Raw genomic sequence first — 18,903 nt, 5'->3', positions numbered from 1 at the left:
CATGCGCGACGACGAGGCCGCGAAGGCGCCGCTGCGCCACGTTCACAATGCCGGGGCCGGAGGCGCCATGCCCGACGGCGTGCGGCTGGCCCTGTCGCCGGTGGAGCACGAGGCGGCGGTGGCCGAGATCACCTCCTGGCCCGGCTACGCGCCCACGCCGCTCGTATCCCTGCCCGGTGCCGCCCGCGCGGCCGGCGTGGCCGCCGTTCTCTACAAGGACGAGGCGCACCGCTTCGACCTCGCCAGCTTCAAGGCGCTCGGCGGCGCCTACGCCGTGCTGCGCGTGCTGCAGGAGCGCCTGCGCGCCGAGGGACACGAGGCCACCGCCACCGACCTGATCGGTGGGGCCCACCGCGACTTCGTCTCGCGCCAGACCGTGGCCTGCGCCACTGACGGCAACCACGGCCGCTCCGTCGCCTGGGGCGCGCAGCTCTTCGGCTGCCGCTGCTTCATCTACCTGCACCAGAACGTCTCCGCCGACCGCGAGGCCGCCATCGCCGCCTTCGGGGCGACCATCGTCCGGACCCCCGGCGACTACGACGCCTCGGTGCGCCAATGCGGCCGCGACGCCGAGAGCAACGGCTGGGCTCTGGTCGCCGACACCAATTCCGGCGGCGGCCCGGACACGATCCCGCTCCTCGTCATGCAGGGTTACACCCTGATGGTCCGCGAGATGCTGGACCAGCTCGACGCGCCCGCCACGCATGTCTTCATCCCCGCGGGTGTGGGCGGGCTTGCCGCCGCCGTCTCGGGCCACTGGGCCGTCGTCGAGGGCGACCGCCGCCCGCGCATGATCGCGGTGGAGCCCCACGCCGCCGACTGCGTCTATCGCGCCATCGACACCGGCACGCCCGCGCCTCTGGGCGGCGACGTCAACAGCTTCATGGCCTGCCTGTCTGCCGGCGAGGTCTCCCCGGTTGCCTGGCCCGTGCTGCAGCACGCGCTCGACGACGTGGTGACCATCCCCGACGACCGCGCCATCGACACGATGCGCGCGCTCGCCTCCGGCCGCTGGGGCGACCCGCCGCTGGTGTCGGGCGAGAGCGGCTGCGCGGCGCTCGCCGCCCTGCTCGCCGCCCGCGACGTGCCCGCCGCATGGCAGGCGCTCGGGCTCGGGCCGGACTCGCGCGTCGTCGTCATCGGCAGCGAGGGGGCCACGGCCCCCGACATCTACGAACGGATCGTCGGTCGCCGGCCCCAGGAGGTCGCGTGACCCCACGAGCGAGAGAGCGCCGCCAAGGCGCCGGAGCGAAAGGGGCCTCCGCCCCGCAGGGAGCGGCCGCGACGGCCGCGCAAGGTAGCAAGGAGAACAAGATGACCCTCAAGACCATGATGACCGGCCTCGCCGTGGCCACCGCCGGCGCGCTCGCCGCCGGCGCCGCCTCGGCCCAGGGGCTGATCGACGAGATCCGGGACCGCGGCACCCTGCGCGTGGGCGTCGCCGAAGGCCCGCCCTACCAGTACATCGACCCCGCCACCGGCGACTGGATCGGCCTCAACATCGAGCTCGCCGAGGAAGTCGCCGAGATCATGGGCGTCGAACTCCAGATCGTGCCCGGAACCTGGGCGACGCTCGTGACCGGCCTCGACGTCGACCAGTACGACGTCGTCTTCGCCAATCTCTTCGCCACGCCGGAACGGGCGCTGTCGGTGGCCTTCACCGACCCCTACGACACCTACGGCTTTCACGTCATGGTGCGCGCGGACAGCGAGCTCACCTCGCTCGACGAGCTGAACACGTCCGATGTCAGCTTCGCGGGCGTGGCGGGGACGGTCGAGGCGCAGTACCCGCGCGAACTGTTCCCCGAGGCCAGGATCAACGAGCTGGTCACCGACCAGGCCGGGGTCGGCTTCACCTCGGTCCTGTCGGGCCAGTCCACCGCCTCCTTCGTCGACCCGGGCTTCATGCGCATCTTCCGCGCGCAGAACCCCGACGCCGCGGAGGGGCTGAAGCTGCTGAACGGCGAGGACGAGCTGCTGAAACCCGTGTCGCTGTCCTATGCCGTCGAGCATACGGACCAGGACATGCTCAACTTCCTCAACGTCTTCATCCGCGACCGCGTCGCCAACGGCGTGATCGAAGACCTCAAGGAAGAGTGGTTCGACCGGATCGCGAACCAGTGACCGGAGCGGCCCCGTCCATGACGCCGCCCGCCGGCGCGCCGATGACCGTCGGCCTTGCCGGGCTCGGCGGCATGGGCGGGGCCTTCCTGCGCAGGCTTGCCACGCCAAGGGCCGCCCTGCGCGGCCTCCGGCTCGACTGGGTGTTCGAGCCCGACCCGGACCTTCTCGCCGCCCCGGCCCTGACGCTTCCGGGGAGCGCGGCGGCGTTCCACACCATCGACGCTGCGCTCGACGCGCCCGTGGACCTGCTGATCGACTGCACCTCGTCCCATGCCCGCCTCGCGATCACGGCCGAGGCCCTGTTCCGCGGCCGCCACGTTCTCTGCGCGCCGCCGCTGGCCCGCGACTCCGACTCCGCGGCCCGGATCGCGGGCATCGCCGCCCGCGCCGAGGGCTGGCTCGCCGTCGCGCAGACCTGGCGCTTCGAGCCGGGTCTGCGCCAGCTCCGCCGTCTGGTCCGCGACGGCACGCTCGGCGCCCCGCAAGGTCTGTCGGTCCTCGTTCCCGCCGGTTCGCGTCCGGCCGGCCCCCCTCGCCGCGGCCTTCACGCCCTTCTGCGGGACCCCGGAGCCCATGCCTTCGATGCCGCTCGTGCCGTGCTCGGCAGCGACGCCTCCGGCGTCTCCTGCTCCGCTGACGCGCCCGACGGCGCCCGCGCGCATTTCGAGATGACCTGCGGCACGCTCTTCACCTTCGACTGCGGGCGGGCCGACCCTGCCGCCCATCCCTGCGGCTGCTGGCGCCTGACCTTCGAACGCGGCACGGCCCGCTGGGACGGCACCGGTCCCGCCGCCGCATGGGCCAATGCGGACCCCGGCGGGAACTGCGCGGATCCGTCCATCCCCCTGCCCCTGCCCGACACCGACGACGCGCTTCTGGCCTGCCTCGACGACGTGGTCGCCGCGATCCGCACAGGAGCCCGGCCCGAGACCCGCGTGCGCGACAACGCCTGCAGTCTCGCGATGCTCCTCGCCGCGCTCGACAGCGCCGAGACCGGCGGCCGCCGGGTCCCGGTGGCCGATCTTGCCCATGCCGGCGACGTCACCGACCGGCGCCCGCGGCGGGCCCACATCGGAGGAGCCTGAATGGAATTCCTCACCAGCCTCGATTTCTCTCCTGTCTGGCAATACCGCTGGCCGCTGTTCTGGGGGCTCGTGGAGACCCTCTGGATGGCCGCGCTGGCCTTCGCCATCGCCGTCCCGGCGGGCCTCGGCCTGGCGCTCGGGCGGATCTACGGCGGCTGGCTCGTGAACCTGCCGATCATGGCCTTCGTGGACCTGATGCGGTTCACGCCGCTTTTGGTGCAGGCGGTCTGGATCCACTTCGCCCTGCCCGCGGTCACCGGCATGAACTTCGCCGCCACCCAGAGCGCGATGATCGCGCTCTCGCTCCACGTCACCGCCTATGTCTGCGACGTGATGCGCGCGGGCATCATCGCGATCCCGAAGGGACAGGGCGAGGCCGCCCGCGCGCTCGGCATGAAGCGCCGCGCGGTGTTCTTTCACGTCACCATGCCGCAGGTCTGGCCTCTGGTGCTGCCGCCCCTCGGCAATGTGGCGGTGGCCAGCTTCAAGCTGACGACCATCCTCGGCATCCTCGCCGTGGACGACCTGATGAAGGTCACCAACCGGATCTCGACGCTCACCTTCCGCACCTTCGAGTTCTACACCACCGCCGCGGTGATCTACCTGCTCGTCGGCCTTCTGCTCACCTTCGCCGTGCACCGGGTCGAGCGCCGCTTCGGGGCCTCCCGGCTGGAGCGCAGCGCCGCCCGCGCCGACCGCGCCTCGCTGGCGGCGGCCCGCGGCGCCGTCGCCGCGGGTCCCCGCACCGTCGAGCCGCCCCCGGACCGCTGAGGAGAACCCATGGACTTCCAGTTCGACATCATCCTTCGCTATCTGCCCGACCTCCTGCAGGGCGTCCGAATGACGCTCATCGCCTTCTTCACCGCGCTCGCCATCGGCCTGCCGATCGGCATGACGCTCTGCGTCCTGCGCGTCGGAAAGAGCCGCGGCCTCGGACGTGCCGCGGCGGTCTACACCACGGTGTTCCGCACCATCCCCGAGGTCGTCCTGATCTTCTGGATGTTCTACTGCCTCCCGCCCCTCGTGGGCGGAACCGTCTCGGGCCTCTGGGCCGGCTCCCTTGCCCTCGGGCTCATATCGGGCGCGTTTCTCGCGGAGATCTTCCGCGGCGGCGTGCAGTCCATCCCCCGCGGCCAGTGGGAAGCGGCGACGGCCCTCGCCCTCCCCCGCGTCACGATCTGGCGCCGGATCATCGTGCCGCAGGCCGCGCGGCTCGCGATCCCGCCGTTCATCAACCACCTCACCGAGCTGATGAAGGGCACCACCCTGCTGGCGACCATCGGCGTCGCGGACCTCGCGCTGAAATCCTACGTCCTCGGGGCGCAGACCTTCCGCTACTTCGAGTTCCTGACCGCCATCGCCCTTCTCTACTTCATCATCATCTTCCCCGTCGCGCGCTTCGCCGAATACGTCGAACGCCGGCTTGCCGTCGCGACCCGCTGAGGAGACCGCCATGACCGACACCGACAGGCTCGCACGGCCGACCCTGCGCCTCGCTCACGCCGCCGCGCTCGAGATGGTCGCGCTTGCCGCCGCCGAGGCCGAGCGGCTGTCCGAGCCGCAATGCATCACCATCGTCGACACCGGCGGCACCGTGATCGCCCAGATCAGGATGGACGGCGCGCGCCTGAACGCGCTCGCGATCTCCGAGACCAAGGCCCGCACCTCGGCCTCCACGCGCGCGCCTTCGGGCGACGAACCGCTCTCCGTCGCGCTCGCCTGCGGCGGCCGGCAGACGGGGCTCGTCGGCGGACTGCCGATCTGGCTCGACGGCACCCATGTGGGCGGCATCGGCGTGTCCTCCGGCCCCGACGAGGCGGATCTCGCCTGCGCCCGGGCGGCCTTCGCCCTGTCGCCGCGCCTGTCGGCCAGCGCGCCATGACCGCCGCCTCCGCCACCCGCACCCCCGCGATCCGCATCGAGGGGATGTCCAAATGGTACGGCGCCTTTCAGGTCCTCGCCGACATCGACCTGACCGTCATGCCGGGCGACCGGCTGGTGGTCTGCGGCCCCTCTGGCTCGGGGAAATCCACGCTGATCCGCTGCATCAACCGGCTCGAGGAGCACCAGGAAGGCACGATCACCGTCGACGGCATCCGCCTCGACGAGAACACCCGCAACATCGACGCCGTCCGCAAGGAGGTCGGCATGGTGTTCCAGCAGTTCAACCTGTTCCCGCACCTGACGATCCTCGAGAACTGCACCCTTGCGCCCCGCACTGTCCGCCGCATGTCCAAATCCGATGCCGAGGCGCGCGCGATGCACTACCTGCACAAGGTCCGCATCCCCGAACAGGCAGGCAAGTACCCGGGACAGCTCTCGGGCGGCCAGCAGCAGCGCGTCGCCATCGCCCGCTCCCTCTGCATGGACCCGCGGATCATGCTCTTCGACGAGCCCACCTCCGCCCTCGATCCCGAGATGATCAAGGAAGTCCTCGACACGATGACCGACCTCGCGCAGGAGGGCATGACGATGGTCGTCGTCACGCACGAGATGGGCTTCGCCCGCCGCGTGGCCGATCGCGTCGTGTTCATGGACCGGGGCCGGATCGTGGAACAGAAGCCGCCCGAAGACTTCTTCAACGCCCCCGAGCACCCCCGCACGAAGCTCTTTCTCGACCAGGTTCTCGGACACTGACGACATCCCGCGCCGGGCGGGCAAGCCTGAGGGCAGATCTCGGCCGCCCCGCAGAGGCGGGGCGCATTCGCAGCCCCGCGCGGCCGTTCCGGGTCAGATCGCCGGTCGCGCGGCCCCCGTAAGGAGGTGACGCATGTCCATCCTCAACCTGACCCGAATTCCCTCTCCCCGCGACTACACGCTCGGCGGCCCCGAAGAGGCCCTTGCCCACCAGAGGGGCCTGATCGCCGGCGACTGGTATCGCACCCCTGTTCCCCGCAAGCGGATGAAGGAGCTCATGCGCCGCGAGGACGCCGCGCCGCTGCGCGACACCGCCCTCTGGATCGGCCTTCTCCTCCTCTTCGGCGCGCTCGGCATCGCCACCTGGGGCACGCTCTGGGCGATACCCGTCTTCGCCGTCTACGGCCTGCTCTATGCCACCGCCGCCGACTCGCGCTGGCACGAGATGGGGCACGGCACCGCCTTCCGCACTCGCTGGCTCAACGACGTCGTGTTCCAGTTCGCCAGCTTCCTGCTGATCGCCAACCCCGTCGTCACCCGCTGGGAACACGCGATCCACCACACCGACACCATCGTCGTCGGCCGCGACCCGGAAATCCCGGCGATGCGGCCGCCGCAACTCCTGCTAATCCTCGTGAACTTCTTCGGGATCATCGCCGCGCCGCTGAACTACTGGCGGATGCTGCGCCTCTCCGCCGGCCGTTTCAGCCGCGAGGAACGCTACTGCGTCCCCGAAGGCGAACGGCCGAGGGCCGTCCGCATCGCCCGTATCCATCTTGCCGTGCATCTCGGTGCGGCGACCGTCGCTCTGGCGACATGGTCGCTTCTGCCTCTCATGCTGATCGGACTGCCGCGGTTCTACGGCATCTGGCTGTCCTTCGTGATGGGCGTGCCGCAGCATATCGGCCTGGCCGAGGACGTGCTCGACCACCGCCTGAACACGCGGACCATCCTGATGAACCCGGTCTTCCGCTTCTTCTACTCGAACATGAACTACCACATCGAGCACCACATGTTCCCCATGGTGCCCTACTACCGCCTGCCGGCGCTGCACGAGGAGATCAGGCACGACTGTCCGCCGCCCTATCCCTCGGTCTGGGCCGCCTGGCGCGAGATCATTCCCTGTGTCCTGCGCCAGCTGAAGGATCCGCACCACTTCGTCCGCCCGGCCCTGCCCCCCGGCGCTGCCCCTGTAGCGCAGATCTCCTGAGGCGGCTGCCGACGCTCCCCTCCGGTCGCCGGTCTGCCCGGGCAGACCGGCGACCCCGGGAGGCCCGTTCGCGGTGACGGCCTCGCTGCGACGGGACCCGGCACGAAACTGAATGCGCCCCGCCGGCCTGCGGGGCGCATTCAGTTTCGTGCCGGATCATGTCAGACTGGCCCAACAGCAGGGAGGACGGACAGATGACCGACCGCGACGTCTATGTCGAGAAGATGAAGGCGAAGCTCGACGAGTGGAACGCCGAGATCGACCGGATGCAGGCGCAGGCCCGCGCCGCACAGGCCGAGAACAGGGCGAAATACGAGGAGCACCTGGCGACGATGCGCGCGCAGCGGGACGAGGCACAGGAACGGCTGAAGGAAGCCCAGTCCGCGAGCGACGCCGCGTGGGACGACATGCGCAAGGGGATGGAGCGCGCCTGGGAGGACATCTCCGGCTCCTTCCAGAAAGCCTGGAGCCGCTTCCGGTAGGCCGACACGCCCCGGGCGGTCGCGGACCGGACCGCCCTGACCCCGCCACGGCCCGCCCTCGATCCCGTCGCCGGGACCGGAACCCGCCACCTCGGCGCGGCGCAGTCGCGGCATCCCGCTCCCCGCCCCCGGGCCGCGCCGGCTCGTCGCGGTCCCGCCCCGGAGCCGGACGCCCCGCAGCAGCGCAGGCCGCTCCTGTCGCCCCGCCGCAAGTCCTCGCGCGGGGGCGACCTGCCATTGCCCCGTGGGACGACGTGCGGAACGATGCACCGGCCCACAGGCCCGCCCGCCGCGCGCATGACCTCTGCCGAGGCGCAGACCGGCAGCGGATTGCGCTCGCCCCTGGGCCGCATCTGGTCGTCGCGGTCCGGCTCCGGAACCAGGCGCCCCGCAGCAGCGCAGGCCGCTCCTGTCGCCCGACCGCAAGTCCTCGCGCGGGGGGACCTGCCTTGCCCCGTGAGACGACGTGCGGGCCGATGCACCGGCCCGACCGGCCCTACCGCCGCGCGCATGACCTCTGCCGAGGCGCAGACCGGCAGCGGATTGCGCTCGCCCCCGAGCCGCGCCGGGTCGTCGCGGTCCCGCCCCGGAGCCGGGCGCCCCGCAGCAGCGCAGGCCGCTCCCGTCACCCGACCGCAAGTCCTCTCGTGGGAGGGACCCGTGCCCAGCGCCCGGCGGGACGGCGGGCGGGGCGATGCCGCTTGCGGCGAGCGCCGTCCCCCGTCCCGCCTCACGCCAGGCTGTCCTCCACGCGGAACCCGTCCGGTACCCCGTTCTCCCCCTCGAGCACCAGCCGGGCCATGACCTCGCCCACCTTCGGCGCCATGCCGAAGCCGATCTTGAACCCTCCGTTGGCGATGAAATGTCCCTCCCGCCCGGGCCAGCGTCCCAGCATCGGCGCCCGGGTCCGCGCGCGCGGGCGCACGCCCGCCCAGCGCGCCACGACCGGGGCGCGCGCCAGGTCGGGCACCAGCCGCCGCACCCGCGCCACGATGTCCTCCAGCGCGCCGTCGGTCCGGTCCGGCGACTCGAACGCGCGCTCCGAGGTCGATCCCACCGCCACCGTGCCGTCCCCGTGCGGCACCACATGCAGCCCCTCCACATAAAGCTGCGGCCGCGCCGCGAGGTCCGCGGCAAGGGCCGCGGCCTGCCCCTTCACCCCGCCGCCCGTCTCCCGTCCCAGCGCCCGGCCCAGCGCCCCGAGCCCCTGCCAGCCCGTGGCCCAGACCACTGCCCCGTGGTCCGCGCCCTCCGTCGCGATCTCCCCGCCGCGCGCCCGGATCGCCGCGGCCAGCGCCAGGGTGGCACGGCGCGGATGGAGCCGGGCCGACAGCGTGTCCCGCACCACCGGCCCCGCGACCTGCCAGCCCCCGGCCTCCTCCGTCACCTCCCAGACCGCCGCGCCCCGCCACAGCGCGGCCGCTCCCTCTTCCCGCGCGCGCGCCCGCGCCAGCGCGGGCCCGTCGCCCGCCGGAAGTGGCTGCACCCGCCCGAGCCGCGCATAGCCCGGGTCCTCCCCCGAGACCTCCGCCACGCCGGCCCAGAACCCCTCCGCCATCAGCAGGCTCTCGAGCTGGAACTGCTTCTTCGGGTTCCACTGCTCGGGCACATGCGGGGCGAGCGCCCCCACGAGGCCGCCCGAGGCCCCGGCGCCCGGCCCGGCCGGGTCGATCACCCGCACCCTCGCGCCCCTCGCCAGGCAGGCCCAGGCCACCGACAGGCCGAAGATCCCCGCCCCCCGCACCGTCACGTCGGTCATGGACATCCCCCCGGCTTTGACGCACCCATCGCCCCGGACCTAGGGGAGCCAGAGGTGCAAGGCCAGACCGCCCGTCTCGACTGGAACGGCGACATCCCCGTCGCGACGGACTGGGGCGATCCCTACTACAGCCTCGAGAACGGCGCGGCGGAGAGCGCCCATGTCTTCCTTGCGGGGAGCGACCTGCCCGCCCGCTTCCGCCCCGGCTTCCACATCGCCGAACTGGGCTTCGGAACCGGCCTCAACGCGCTTCTCGCCTGGCACGCCTTCCGCGCCGCCTGCCCCTCGGGCACCCTGCGCTTCACCAGCTTCGAGGCCCGGCCCATGGCCCCCGCCGACCGCCTGCGCGCGCTCTCGGCCCTCTCCCCGCCCGGCGATCTCGCCGCCTTCTGCGCCGCCCTCGCCAGAAGCCCCGATCGCGTCTCCCTCCCCGGCCTCGACCTCACCGTCATTCCCGGCGACGCCCGCGCCACCCTGCCCCCCTGGCCGGAACGGGCCGACGCCTGGTTCCTCGACGGCTTCGCCCCCGCGAAGAACCCCGAGCTCTGGGAGCCCGCCCTCCTCGAGACCGTCGCCCGCCACACCGCGCCCGGGGGCACCGCCGCCACCTACACCGCCGCGGGCCACGTCCGCCGCGCCCTCGCCGCGGCCGGCTTCACCGTGACGCGCACCGAGGGCTACGGCCGCAAACGCCACATGACCCGCGCACGCCTGCCATGACGAACACCCGCCTCGGCATCGTCCTGATGCTCTGCACCACCTTCGTCTTCGCCATGCAGGACGGCATCAGCCAGCACCTCGCCCGGGAATACAACGTCCTGATGGTGGTGATGATCCGCTACTGGTTCTTCGCCGCCTTCGTGATGACCGTCACCGCCCGGCAGGCCGGCTCGCTGCGCGCCGCGGCCCGCACCACGCAGCCCCTCCTGCAGATCGGCCGCGGCGTCCTCCTGTCGCTCGAGATCTGCGTCATGGTCCTCGCCTTCGTGCATCTCGGCCTCGTCGAGAGCCACGCCGTCTTCGCCTGCTATCCCCTGATCATCGCCGCCCTCTCCGGCCCGATCCTGGGCGAAAGGGTCGGCTGGCGCCGCTGGGCCGCCATCGCGACCGGGTTCGTCGGCATCGTCGTGATCCTCGAACCCGGCTGGGGCGTCTTCGACCCCCACGCGCTCATCCCCTTCGCCTCGGCCTGCATGTTCGCGGTCTATGGCCTGCTCACCCGCTACGCCGCCCGCCGCGACGCCGCGGCCACCTCCTTCTTCTACACCGGGGTGACGGGGGGCCTCGTGATGACCTGTATCGGCCTCTGGGTCTGGGAGCCGATGACCCCGGCGGACTGGGCCTGGATGGGCCTCCTGTGCCTGACCGGGGCCGGCGGGCATTTCCTGCTGATCAAGACCTACGAGGTGGCCGAGGCCAGCGCCGTGCAGCCCTTCGCCTATTTCCAGCTCGTCTTCGGCGCGTCCCTCGGCATCCTCGTCTTCGGCGAGACGCTGGAGACCAACGTCGCCATCGGCGTGGCCATCGTGATCTCCGCCGGCCTCTTCACCTTCTGGCGCGAAGCCCGCGCCCGCCGCCGCGCCGCGCCCTGACGGACGCCGTCACCCGGGCGCGCCACTTGCCCCCGCGTGCCGACCTGCCCTCCTGTCTGGCCGGAAGTATCCCGGGGGTCGCCATCGTTGCGCCATTGGTCCGGGTGACAATGGCGACGGGGCGGAGCGCCCGGCGGCGCGGCGCACGCAGTGCGCCGAAACCGGAGCGGATCAGCCCCCCGGTCCGGTCGGCCGCGGCAACGGGCGCACCGGCGCCGGTCCGCCGATCTCCGCCGGTGCGCCGATGCCGCCCGCGACCGCCGCCCGCTCTGGCCGCGCGGGCGGCACCGGCGACACGGCAGGCGCCAGCGGGCTTCCCTCGGGCAGCGGCGCGGTGCGGCTCGAGGCCACCACCGGGTCGATGGCGCCGTCCGGCCGGGCCACGGGACGGACCACCTGCTCGCCGCCCTTCAGATAGTCGGTGAAGGCGATCTCCCCTGCCTCTCCCGCCAGCCGCGCCCGGTAGACGGGCACCGATTCCGTTACCCGCATGACGTAGTTGCGCGTCTCCTCGAAGGGGATGTGCTCGATCCAGTCCACCACGTCCACCTGCGGGCTGCGCGGGTCGCCCCGCTCGGTCATCCACGCGAGCGGCCGGCCGGGACCGGCGTTGTAGCCCGCCGCGACCAGCACCGGGCTCTCGCCGAACCGGTCGATGAGATAGTCGAGATAGGCCGTCCCGAGCCGCGCGTTGTAGGCCCAGTCCCGGGTCAGCCGCGCCCGGTCGTAGGGCTCTCCCAGCCAGCCGGAGACATCCTGTGCCGTGCCCGGCATCAGCTGCATCAGCCCCAGCGCGCCCGCGCCGGAGCCCGCGTCGATGCGGAACTCGCTTTCCCGCCGCGCGATGGCCAGCGCCAGGGCGGGCTCCACCGGCATCTCCATCTCCGCCATGTCATGGAGCGGGAAATAGATCGACGGCAGCACGATCTCGCGGTTCGCCGCGGACTTGCCCAGCAGCACCTCGTAGAATTCCTCGTCCCAGGCCTCGAGCCAGGCGCCCAGCGCCCCCAGCTCGTCGCGCTCCAGCCGCGCGCCCATCTCGGCGAAGAACAGCACCGCGAGCCCGCGCTCGCCGCCGCGCAGGAGATGCAGCCCGGCCTGGACCAGCGGCATCTCGCCCAGCCCCGCCGCCTCGAACTCCGGAAAGGTCTCGGTCCCCGCAAGCTCCGGGTCGAGCGGCATCCGCGCCTTCTCCGCGGCCAGAAGCCCGTAGAAGGAGGTCTGGTGCCGCCCCCCCTCCTCGTAGGCCGCCTGCGCCGCCGCGCTGTCGCCCAGCGCCTCCTGCGCGCGGCCGATCCAGTACCAGCCCCGGCCCTTGCTGATCGGCGTGTCGACGTTGCGCTCCATGGTCTGGAAATGCAGCAGCGCCACCGCCGGCTGATCGAGCTCGGTCAGCGCGATGTAGCCCGCGAGCCACTCGAGATCGGTAAAGGCCGTGCCCTCGGTCAGGAAATGGTTGGACGCTAGGCGATACGCCAGTTCCGGATCGCCCTCGCGCATCAGCCACCGCGCGAGCACGCGCCGGTATCCGGACCAGCGGAACGGCTCGCCCAGCGCCTCCGCCGAGGTGGAGGCCGCGGCCAGCATCTCGGCGGCCTCCTCCCATTGGCCCCGCCCCGCCAGCCAGTCGTAGCGCGCATAGCGGAAGGCCGCGCTTTCGCGCAGCGCCTCGGGGACCTGCGCGACCAGCCCGGGAAGCCCTCCCTCGCGCCGAAGGTAGCCGATCCGGGCGCGGCCGAGCGCCGCGGTGTCCGCATCGACCCGGCCCAGCATCCGCGACGCGTCGGTGGTCCGGTGCCGCCACAGGAGCCAGTCCAGCCGCCCGGCATGGTTCGGACCCAGTTCCGGCCCCCAGTCCGCCAGCAGCATCGCTTCCTCGCCCGCGGTCATGTCCATGGACAGCCAGGCGTCTGCGACCCGCGCCGCGGCCTCGCTCTCCCGTCCGAGCGCCACCAGCGCGGCGGCCCGCCGCAGGACGCCGTCCACGGTCTCCGGCTCGCGCTCCCCGAACCACGCCAGCACCGCCTCCGGCCCGAGGCCCGCGGGCATGTCCCGCTCGGCGAAGGCCCGGATCCGGTCGGTGCCCGGCCAGTCGCCATGCCGCTCGAGAAAGGCCAGCGCCTCCTCCCAACTGCCCTCGCCGTCCCTCAGCCGCATCCAGGTCACGAGATCGGCGCCGACCGCGCCCGCGGGCTCCGCCAGGTCCTCCGCCGTGCGCCAGTCGCCCCGGTCCGCCGCGGCGAAGGCCGCGGTCAGGTCGGGCACGCTCTCGGGGTCCGCGGCGGCGGGCGCCGCCAGAAGGGCCAGGATCAGGAACAGGCTGCGCATCGGATCATCCGGGTGGGGGGAGGGCGTGCAGTACCCTAAAGACCTCGCGCCACGGTTCAACTCACAAACTTGGCAAGCCCCCGCGATGGGTCTAGGGTCCGCACGATTTCGCCGACCTCATGTCCGGAGCCCTCCATGCCCTTCGACCTCAGCGCCATCCGGGGATCCATCCCGGCCCTGGTGACCCCCTTCCATCAGGGAGAGGTGGACTATCCCGCGCTGAAACGCCTCGTCGACTGGCAGATCGAGCAGGGCAGCCACGGCCTCGTGCCGGTCGGGACGACGGGCGAGAGCCCCACCCTCAGCCATGCCGAACATGACGAGGTCGTGGCGAAGGTGATCGAGCACGCCGCCGGCCGCGTGCCGGTCATCGCGGGCGCGGGCTCCAACAACACCGCCGAGACCGTCAAGCTGGTGAAGGCCGCCAAGGACGCCGGCGCCGACGCCGCCCTCGTGGTCACGCCCTACTACAACAAGCCCACCCAGGCCGGCCTCAAGGCGCATTACCTCGCCGCCGCCGACATCGGCCTGCCCATCATCATCTACAACATCCCCGGCCGCTCCGTGGTGGACATGACCCCCGAGACCATGGGCGCGCTGGCGCAGCACGAGATGATCGTCGGCGTGAAGGACGCCACCGGCGACCTCGCCCGCGTGCCGAAGACCCGCATCGCCTGCGGCCGCGACTTCATCCAGCTTTCCGGCGAGGACGCCACCGCCCTCGGCTTCAACGCCCATGGCGGCATCGGCTGCATCTCGGTCACCGCCAACGTCGCCCCCCGCCTCTGCGCCGAGTTCCAGGAGGCCACCCTCGCCTCCGACTACCGCACCGCGCTGACGCTCCTCGACCGCCTCATGCCGCTCCACATCGCCGTCTTCATGGAGCCCGGCACCGTCGGCGCGAAATACGGCCTCTCGCTCCTCGGCATGTGCCACGACGAGGTCCGCTCCCCCCATGTCACCGCCTCCGAGGGCACCCGCCTCGCCATCAAGGACGCCATGATCCACGCGGGCCTCCTGAACTGACCGCCCGCACCTACCGGTAGGCCGGGCTTCAGCCCGGCACACCCCACCCCCTCACACCGCGTCCCACGCCTCCTCCGCCACCGGGCGCCCCCACGCCCCCGCCAGCGCGAGATACCGCTCCAGTCGCGGACGATGCGCCGGCACCAGCCGCTCGAGCCCCATCACCTTCGCGGGCGCCATCAGCGCCCAGGCCGTCCCCTCCTCGCCGAACAGGAGCTCCCGCACCGCCCCCTCCCCCAGCCTGAGCACGAAGAACCACACCACGGCCCCCGGCCGGACCGCCGACTCCCCCCGGTGCCGCCACAGCACCTCCGCGCCGTCGATCCCGAGGCCCACCTCCTCCTCCACCTCCCGCCCGAGCGTCTCCCAGGGGCTCTCCGCCCCCTCTCTCCCGCCGCCCGGCAGATCCCACATGCCCGCCCACGGGACCCCCTCGTCCCTGAGCAGCACCAGCGCGCGGTCCCCCAGCAGCACCAGCCCCTTCGCCCCCTCGAACGCCACCGCTCTCACCCCCTGTCCTTCCTTCACCTCCCCCTGCCTACCCTCGCGGCCTTTCCAACGCGAGGCACCCATGACCAGCCCCCTCGACGACGCGCTCTCCCTGACCGAGCCCGCCTTCCTCCTCCTGTCGGACATCGACCCCGACGCCTTCCTCCGCGACCGCTCCGCCATGGACGAGGACGCGCTCGCGGAGCTCATGGGCTCCATCGTCGCCCACGGCCTGCGCCAGCCCGTCGAGGTGACGGAGACCGGGGCCACGCCCCCCTACGCGCTCGTCTCGGGCCGCCGGCGGTACGAGGCCATGCAGCGCACCGGCTACACGAAGATCCCCGCCCTGATCCGCCCCTCCGAGGATCCCGCCCGCATCCTCGCCGCCATCGTCGAGGAGAACGAGGTCCGCGAGGACATCTCCCCCTGGGACCGCGGCCGCGTCATCTTCGACGCCGTGGAGCAGGGCTATTTCCAGACCGTCGAAGAGGCGGTGCAGCGCCTGCACCCCGGCGCGTCCAAGCAGAAACGCGCCCGCCTGCGCCAACTCGCCGAGGTCGTGGCCCAGATGGAGCCCCACCTCCCCGACCCGGAAAGCTGGCAACAGGCCCAGCTCCTCCGCGTTGCCGCCGCCCTCTCCGCCGGTCATTTCGAGCTGATGGTCGCCGCCATCCGCGACCTCGAGCCGCCCCGGTCGCCCGTCGAGATTGGCGCCGTGCTCGACCGCATCGCCGCCGAGGCCCTCGCCGACCCGAAGCTCCTCCGCGACGACCGCCGCAAGGGCCGCCCCCGCCGCCGCGTCTCCCTGCGCCCGAAACTCACCTGCCGCCGCGAATACCTCCGGGAAGGCTGGTGCCTCCGCTTCTCCGGCCCCGACGCCACCGGCGCCCTCATGGAGGAGATCATGGACGCCATCGAGCGCGACTTCACCCCCTCCGACTGGCGCGAGGGCGACTGACGACCTCCGTAGGGTGGGTTTCCAACCCACCCCCCTCCGCACCGCCCCACACCACTCCCCCGTAGGGTGGGTTTCCAACCCACCTCCCCGGCCCGCCGCCCGCGCCGTCCCCCACCCCTCTCACCCAATACAATACGCTTTCAATGCGCGCCCTCCACCACCCGGTAGGGTGCGCACTCATGGTATCCCAGTAGATATTCACCGACTCGTTCCTACGAGCATCTAACAAAAAACTACTGTCCGGCTTGACTCCGACCATCACCTTACGTCAGATTTCTGCATCATAACTTCGGCAGGCTTCCAACGTGCGGATTCAATCGGTTTCAATCAAGAACCTGAGATCAATTAGGACCCTCAAAATTGAATTTGAGGCCGTAACAGCGCTTGTTGGCGCAAACAACGTTGGCAAGTCAACTATCCTAAGGGCCCTCTGCCTCTTTTTCGAGCCGTCACCAAAGGTTTCACAAGAAGATTTTCTTAATCGCGAAGAGCCCTCAATTGAAATAGCGATAGAATTCTCCAACATTACACCGGAAGAAGCACGGGATTTTGGATCTGCCGTCGTAGGGGGCAATATGACGGTAAAAAGGGTTATCTCTCAGGACCCCGAAGAGAATTTGCGCTATGAAGTGCTAGCCAAGAGCTATCGGGGCTTTTCCACTATACGCGCCACAACGGGCAAAGCGGAGAAACGAGCCGAATTCAACAGAGTCGCGCAAACGATTGATGGACTAGATAATGCGCGGAGCGCTGATGAAGCTGAGCTCAAGATGGCTCAGTGGGAACAGGATCATCCAGATGATCTTGAACTCTTATTCAGCCGAGACTTTTTTGGTGCCCCAAATGTTGCTTGTGGGAAGCTGAGGAAAAAGACTTCCGTGCATTTTGTGCCCGCTGTGGTGGATGCTCATGAAGAAACGTCCGACAAGAGGCGAAGCCCTATCATCTCGTTGCTGTCGGAAATTTCGCGACAGACCTTTGAAAATAAGAAGGAAGTACAAGACTTCATAGTTCAAGCGAATCAGAGATTTGAGGAGCTCGTGGACCCAGCGAACGCGCCTGACCTCCAAGACATCAGCAAGTTACTCACAGAATCTGTAGGCCGCTTCTATAAAGACTCCAAACTTCTTGCAGATTGGAACCTGAGCGAAGGTGTCTCCATTGAATACCCGAAGCCGAGCATTAAGGTCGAAGACCAAGGTTTCGAAACGACACTTGCTAACGTTGGACATGGACTTCAACGAGCCTGTCTCTTTTCAATAATACAGTTCCTAGCCGAACGCAATCTATCGACAGACGACGGCGAGGAATTCGAAGCTGCCCAGAGCGATATTGTTCTTTTAATTGAAGAGCCCGAGATTTATCAACACCCCCACAAGCAACAAATCATCTCAGATGCCTTCTATGATATCTGCAAAGACTTTAATCGCAAGTCTGGGATAAGATTCCAGATAATCTTTACGACCCATTCTGAGAAGTTTGCCGACATTCGCAATTTCCCTTCCGCTCGCATAATCCGACGCTCAGAGAATGCTGACGGCGCAATTCATCAAGCAACCTCTGTTCAATTGACCGATTGCTCTCAATATTTTGCCGATCTGCTTGGCCGCGCCAAGATGCCGGACGATGCGTTCTTGGCCAAGATGCACATATTTTCAAACGAGCTATGCGAAGGTTTTTTCGCTAACAGAGTCGTCTTAGTTGAGGGAGTAACAGACAAGGCGATACTAGAGGCCTCTTTTCGACTCAGGGGTCGCAGCCCAATCACTGAAGGCTTGGCAATTATCCAGGTCGACGGTAAGACCAAGCTCGATAAGCCACTCTATGTTTTCTCAAAACTTGGAATTCCAACCTATCCCATCTTCGACTCTGATGAGGGGAAAGCGCCCAAAAAGCAAAACATTGGATACAATAGACTTTTGCAGAAAATGTTGACTGATGAATTGCCAGTTGATTTTCCAACGGGCTGCCACGCCTCATATTGCTGCATAGGCGGTAACCTCGAGGCTTACTTAGCGTCCGCGCTAGGCGAGGAGCATTATAATGGTATATTTGAGGAAATGTGCGAGAAATTTGCGCTAACATTTGATAGCATATGCAAAACGCCACTTGCAATCACGCAAGTGCTGCAACGAGCTCAAGCTCTTGGGATTCAGTTTACACTATTTGACGAGATCATCATGTCAGTCGATGCCTTGAACGTCGCGACGGTTATGCGCTCTCCACTCAATGTGGAGAACGGATAAATTCCTAAACTTCCAACAACTTAACCCCCCGTTACATCGTGTAACGCCCCCCAACCAACCCCCTCCCCCACCCCCTCCTGGCCTGCTACACTCCCCCCATGCCAGCCCTCTGCCGCGACTGTCTGACCCAATTCGAGACCGGCGAGCGCTGCCCCTCCTGCCGGTCCCCGCGGCTGACCCGGCACCCCGACCTCTTCTCCCTCTCCATCGCCCACATGGATTGCGACGCCTTCTTCGCCGCCGTCGAGAAGCGCGACAACCCGGCCCTCGCGGGCCAGCCCGTCATCATCGGCGGCGGCCGCCGCGGCGTCGTCTCCACTGCCTGCTACATCGCCCGAATCAAGGGCGTGAAATCCGCCATGCCGATGTTCCAGGCCCTGAAGCTCTGCCCCGAAGCCGTCGTCGTGAAGCCCCGCTTCGACGCCTACGTGGAGGCCTCGAAAGCCATCCGCCAGATGATGGACGAGCTCACCCCCGTGGTCGAGCCGCTCTCCCTCGACGAGGCCTTCCTCGACCTCACCGGCACCGAGCGCCTCCACGGCGCGCCCCCGGCCATGATGCTCGCCCGCCTCGTGCGCCGCATGAAGGACGAGCTCGGCCTCACCGGCTCCATCGGCCTCAGCCACAACAAGTTCCTCGCCAAGATCGCCAGCGACCTCGACAAGCCCCGCGGCTTCTCCGTCATCGGCCGCGCCGAAACCGTGGCGTTCCTGAAGCCGAAGCCCGTCCGCATCATCTGGGGCATCGGCCCCGCCGCGCAGGAGAGCCTTGAGGCCGCCGGCATCCGCACCATCGCCGACCTCCACCGCTGGGAGAAGGACGCCCTCACCACCCGCTTCGGCGTAAGCGGCGTCTGCTGCCCACGAGGCGTTTCAGCTTGACGGCTTGAAGTTCCAGGGCAGCAGATCGTCGATGGCGGACTGAGGGTGACCGTTGGCGATCGCTTCGAGCGTGGCCTTGAGATACG

At 69.4% G+C, this 18,903-nt stretch carries 18 protein-coding genes and 1 pseudogene; 15 read left to right on the top strand and 4 right to left on the bottom strand.

Translation table 11 applies throughout. From position 1 onward, the window contains the following. Position 1 precedes the first annotated feature (1 nt). From EAT49_RS17975 to EAT49_RS17935, 9 genes are all read left to right on the top strand, one after another. Positions 2–1,213: a diaminopropionate ammonia-lyase gene (locus EAT49_RS17975; protein ID WP_185020822.1), complete on the top strand. Its 1,212-nt coding sequence runs from the start codon at positions 2–4 to the stop codon at positions 1,211–1,213. A 101-nt stretch (positions 1,214–1,314) separates the two neighbouring features. Beyond that, the gene (locus EAT49_RS17970) at positions 1,315–2,124 is read left to right on the top strand and encodes a transporter substrate-binding domain-containing protein (RefSeq protein ID WP_185020821.1); all 810 of its coding nucleotides are present in this window, start codon (positions 1,315–1,317) and stop codon (positions 2,122–2,124) included. Between the two features lie 17 nt (positions 2,125–2,141). After that, the gene (locus EAT49_RS17965; RefSeq protein WP_123643690.1) at positions 2,142–3,209 is read left to right on the top strand and encodes a Gfo/Idh/MocA family protein; all 1,068 of its coding nucleotides are present in this window, start codon (positions 2,142–2,144) and stop codon (positions 3,207–3,209) included. Next, positions 3,210–3,980, top strand: coding sequence for an amino acid ABC transporter permease (locus EAT49_RS17960; protein ID WP_123643689.1), 771 nt, complete (start codon positions 3,210–3,212; stop codon positions 3,978–3,980). 9 nt (positions 3,981–3,989) lie between these two features. Further along, positions 3,990–4,652 carry an amino acid ABC transporter permease gene (locus EAT49_RS17955; RefSeq protein ID WP_123643688.1) on the top strand — a complete coding sequence of 221 codons (663 nt, stop codon included), beginning with the start codon at positions 3,990–3,992 and terminating at the stop codon, positions 4,650–4,652. 10 nt (positions 4,653–4,662) lie between these two features. Beyond that, on the top strand, positions 4,663–5,091 hold the full coding sequence (locus tag EAT49_RS17950; protein ID WP_123643687.1) for a GlcG/HbpS family heme-binding protein: 429 nt from the start codon (positions 4,663–4,665) through the stop codon (positions 5,089–5,091). Beyond that, positions 5,088–5,846, top strand: a complete 759-nt coding sequence (locus EAT49_RS17945; RefSeq protein WP_123643686.1) for an amino acid ABC transporter ATP-binding protein — start codon at positions 5,088–5,090, stop codon at positions 5,844–5,846. Before EAT49_RS17950 ends, EAT49_RS17945 begins: the two co-directional genes overlap by 4 nt. Before the next feature lie 133 nt (positions 5,847–5,979). Next, entirely contained in the window at positions 5,980–7,056 is a 1,077-nt protein-coding gene (locus EAT49_RS17940) for a fatty acid desaturase (protein ID WP_123643685.1), read from the top strand. Between the two features lie 194 nt (positions 7,057–7,250). After that, positions 7,251–7,538 (top strand): sll1863 family stress response protein, encoded by a 288-nt coding sequence (locus tag EAT49_RS17935; RefSeq protein ID WP_123643684.1) that lies wholly within the window; start codon positions 7,251–7,253, stop codon positions 7,536–7,538. A gap of 730 nt (positions 7,539–8,268) precedes the next feature. On the opposite strand, the gene EAT49_RS17930 is transcribed toward EAT49_RS17935, so the two are convergent. Beyond that, the gene (locus EAT49_RS17930) at positions 8,269–9,303 is read right to left on the bottom strand and encodes an NAD(P)/FAD-dependent oxidoreductase (RefSeq protein ID WP_123643683.1); all 1,035 of its coding nucleotides are present in this window, start codon (positions 9,301–9,303) and stop codon (positions 8,269–8,271) included. A gap of 48 nt (positions 9,304–9,351) precedes the next feature. On the opposite strand from EAT49_RS17930, the gene mnmC2 reads away from it, so the two are divergent. Together mnmC2 and EAT49_RS17920 are read left to right on the top strand one after the other, a co-directional pair. Continuing rightward, entirely contained in the window at positions 9,352–10,017 is a 666-nt protein-coding gene (gene mnmC2 / locus EAT49_RS17925) for a tRNA (5-methylaminomethyl-2-thiouridine)(34)-methyltransferase MnmC2 (RefSeq protein WP_123643682.1), read from the top strand. Then, entirely contained in the window at positions 10,014–10,889 is an 876-nt protein-coding gene (locus EAT49_RS17920) for a DMT family transporter (protein ID WP_123643681.1), read from the top strand. The genes mnmC2 and EAT49_RS17920 overlap by 4 nt, the downstream gene beginning before the upstream one ends. Positions 10,890–11,060: 171 nt before the next feature. Here the strand turns inward: EAT49_RS17920 and EAT49_RS17915 are convergent, their stop codons facing one another. After that, complete coding sequence (locus EAT49_RS17915; RefSeq protein ID WP_123643680.1) at positions 11,061–13,217, bottom strand: lytic transglycosylase domain-containing protein; 2,157 nt, start codon at positions 13,215–13,217, stop codon at positions 11,061–11,063. Between the two features lie 135 nt (positions 13,218–13,352). On the opposite strand from EAT49_RS17915, the gene dapA reads away from it, so the two are divergent. Then, the gene (dapA, locus tag EAT49_RS17910) at positions 13,353–14,243 is read left to right on the top strand and encodes a 4-hydroxy-tetrahydrodipicolinate synthase (protein ID WP_123643679.1); all 891 of its coding nucleotides are present in this window, start codon (positions 13,353–13,355) and stop codon (positions 14,241–14,243) included. A 51-nt stretch (positions 14,244–14,294) separates the two neighbouring features. Here dapA and EAT49_RS17905 read toward each other — a convergent pair whose 3' ends face one another. Beyond that, a complete protein-coding gene (locus tag EAT49_RS17905) occupies positions 14,295–14,753 on the bottom strand; it encodes an NUDIX domain-containing protein (RefSeq protein ID WP_185020820.1) in 459 nt (152 codons plus the stop codon). Positions 14,754–14,814: 61 nt separating this feature from the next. On the opposite strand from EAT49_RS17905, the gene EAT49_RS17900 reads away from it, so the two are divergent. The 3 genes and pseudogenes from EAT49_RS17900 to EAT49_RS17890 form a co-directional block, all read left to right on the top strand. Beyond that, positions 14,815–15,690 (top strand): ParB/RepB/Spo0J family partition protein, encoded by an 876-nt coding sequence (locus EAT49_RS17900; protein WP_123643677.1) that lies wholly within the window; start codon positions 14,815–14,817, stop codon positions 15,688–15,690. A gap of 305 nt (positions 15,691–15,995) precedes the next feature. Beyond that, positions 15,996–17,936 (top strand): AAA family ATPase, encoded by a 1,941-nt coding sequence (locus EAT49_RS17895; protein ID WP_123643676.1) that lies wholly within the window; start codon positions 15,996–15,998, stop codon positions 17,934–17,936. Positions 17,937–18,034: 98 nt separating this feature from the next. After that, positions 18,035–18,787 (top strand): annotated as a pseudogene (locus EAT49_RS17890) (DNA polymerase IV); the annotation flags it as partial. A 21-nt stretch (positions 18,788–18,808) separates the two neighbouring features. On the opposite strand, the gene EAT49_RS17885 reads toward EAT49_RS17890, so the two are convergent. Next, the coding region (locus EAT49_RS17885) for a transposase domain-containing protein (protein WP_148078750.1) at positions 18,809–18,903 on the bottom strand (95 nt) is incomplete at its 5' end.

It is taken from the genome of Histidinibacterium lentulum (genome assembly GCF_003789055.1).
GTDB classification, from domain to species: Bacteria; Pseudomonadota; Alphaproteobacteria; order Rhodobacterales; family Rhodobacteraceae; genus Oceanicola; species Oceanicola lentulus.
This window is presented reverse-complemented; position numbering and strand designations above follow the sequence as displayed.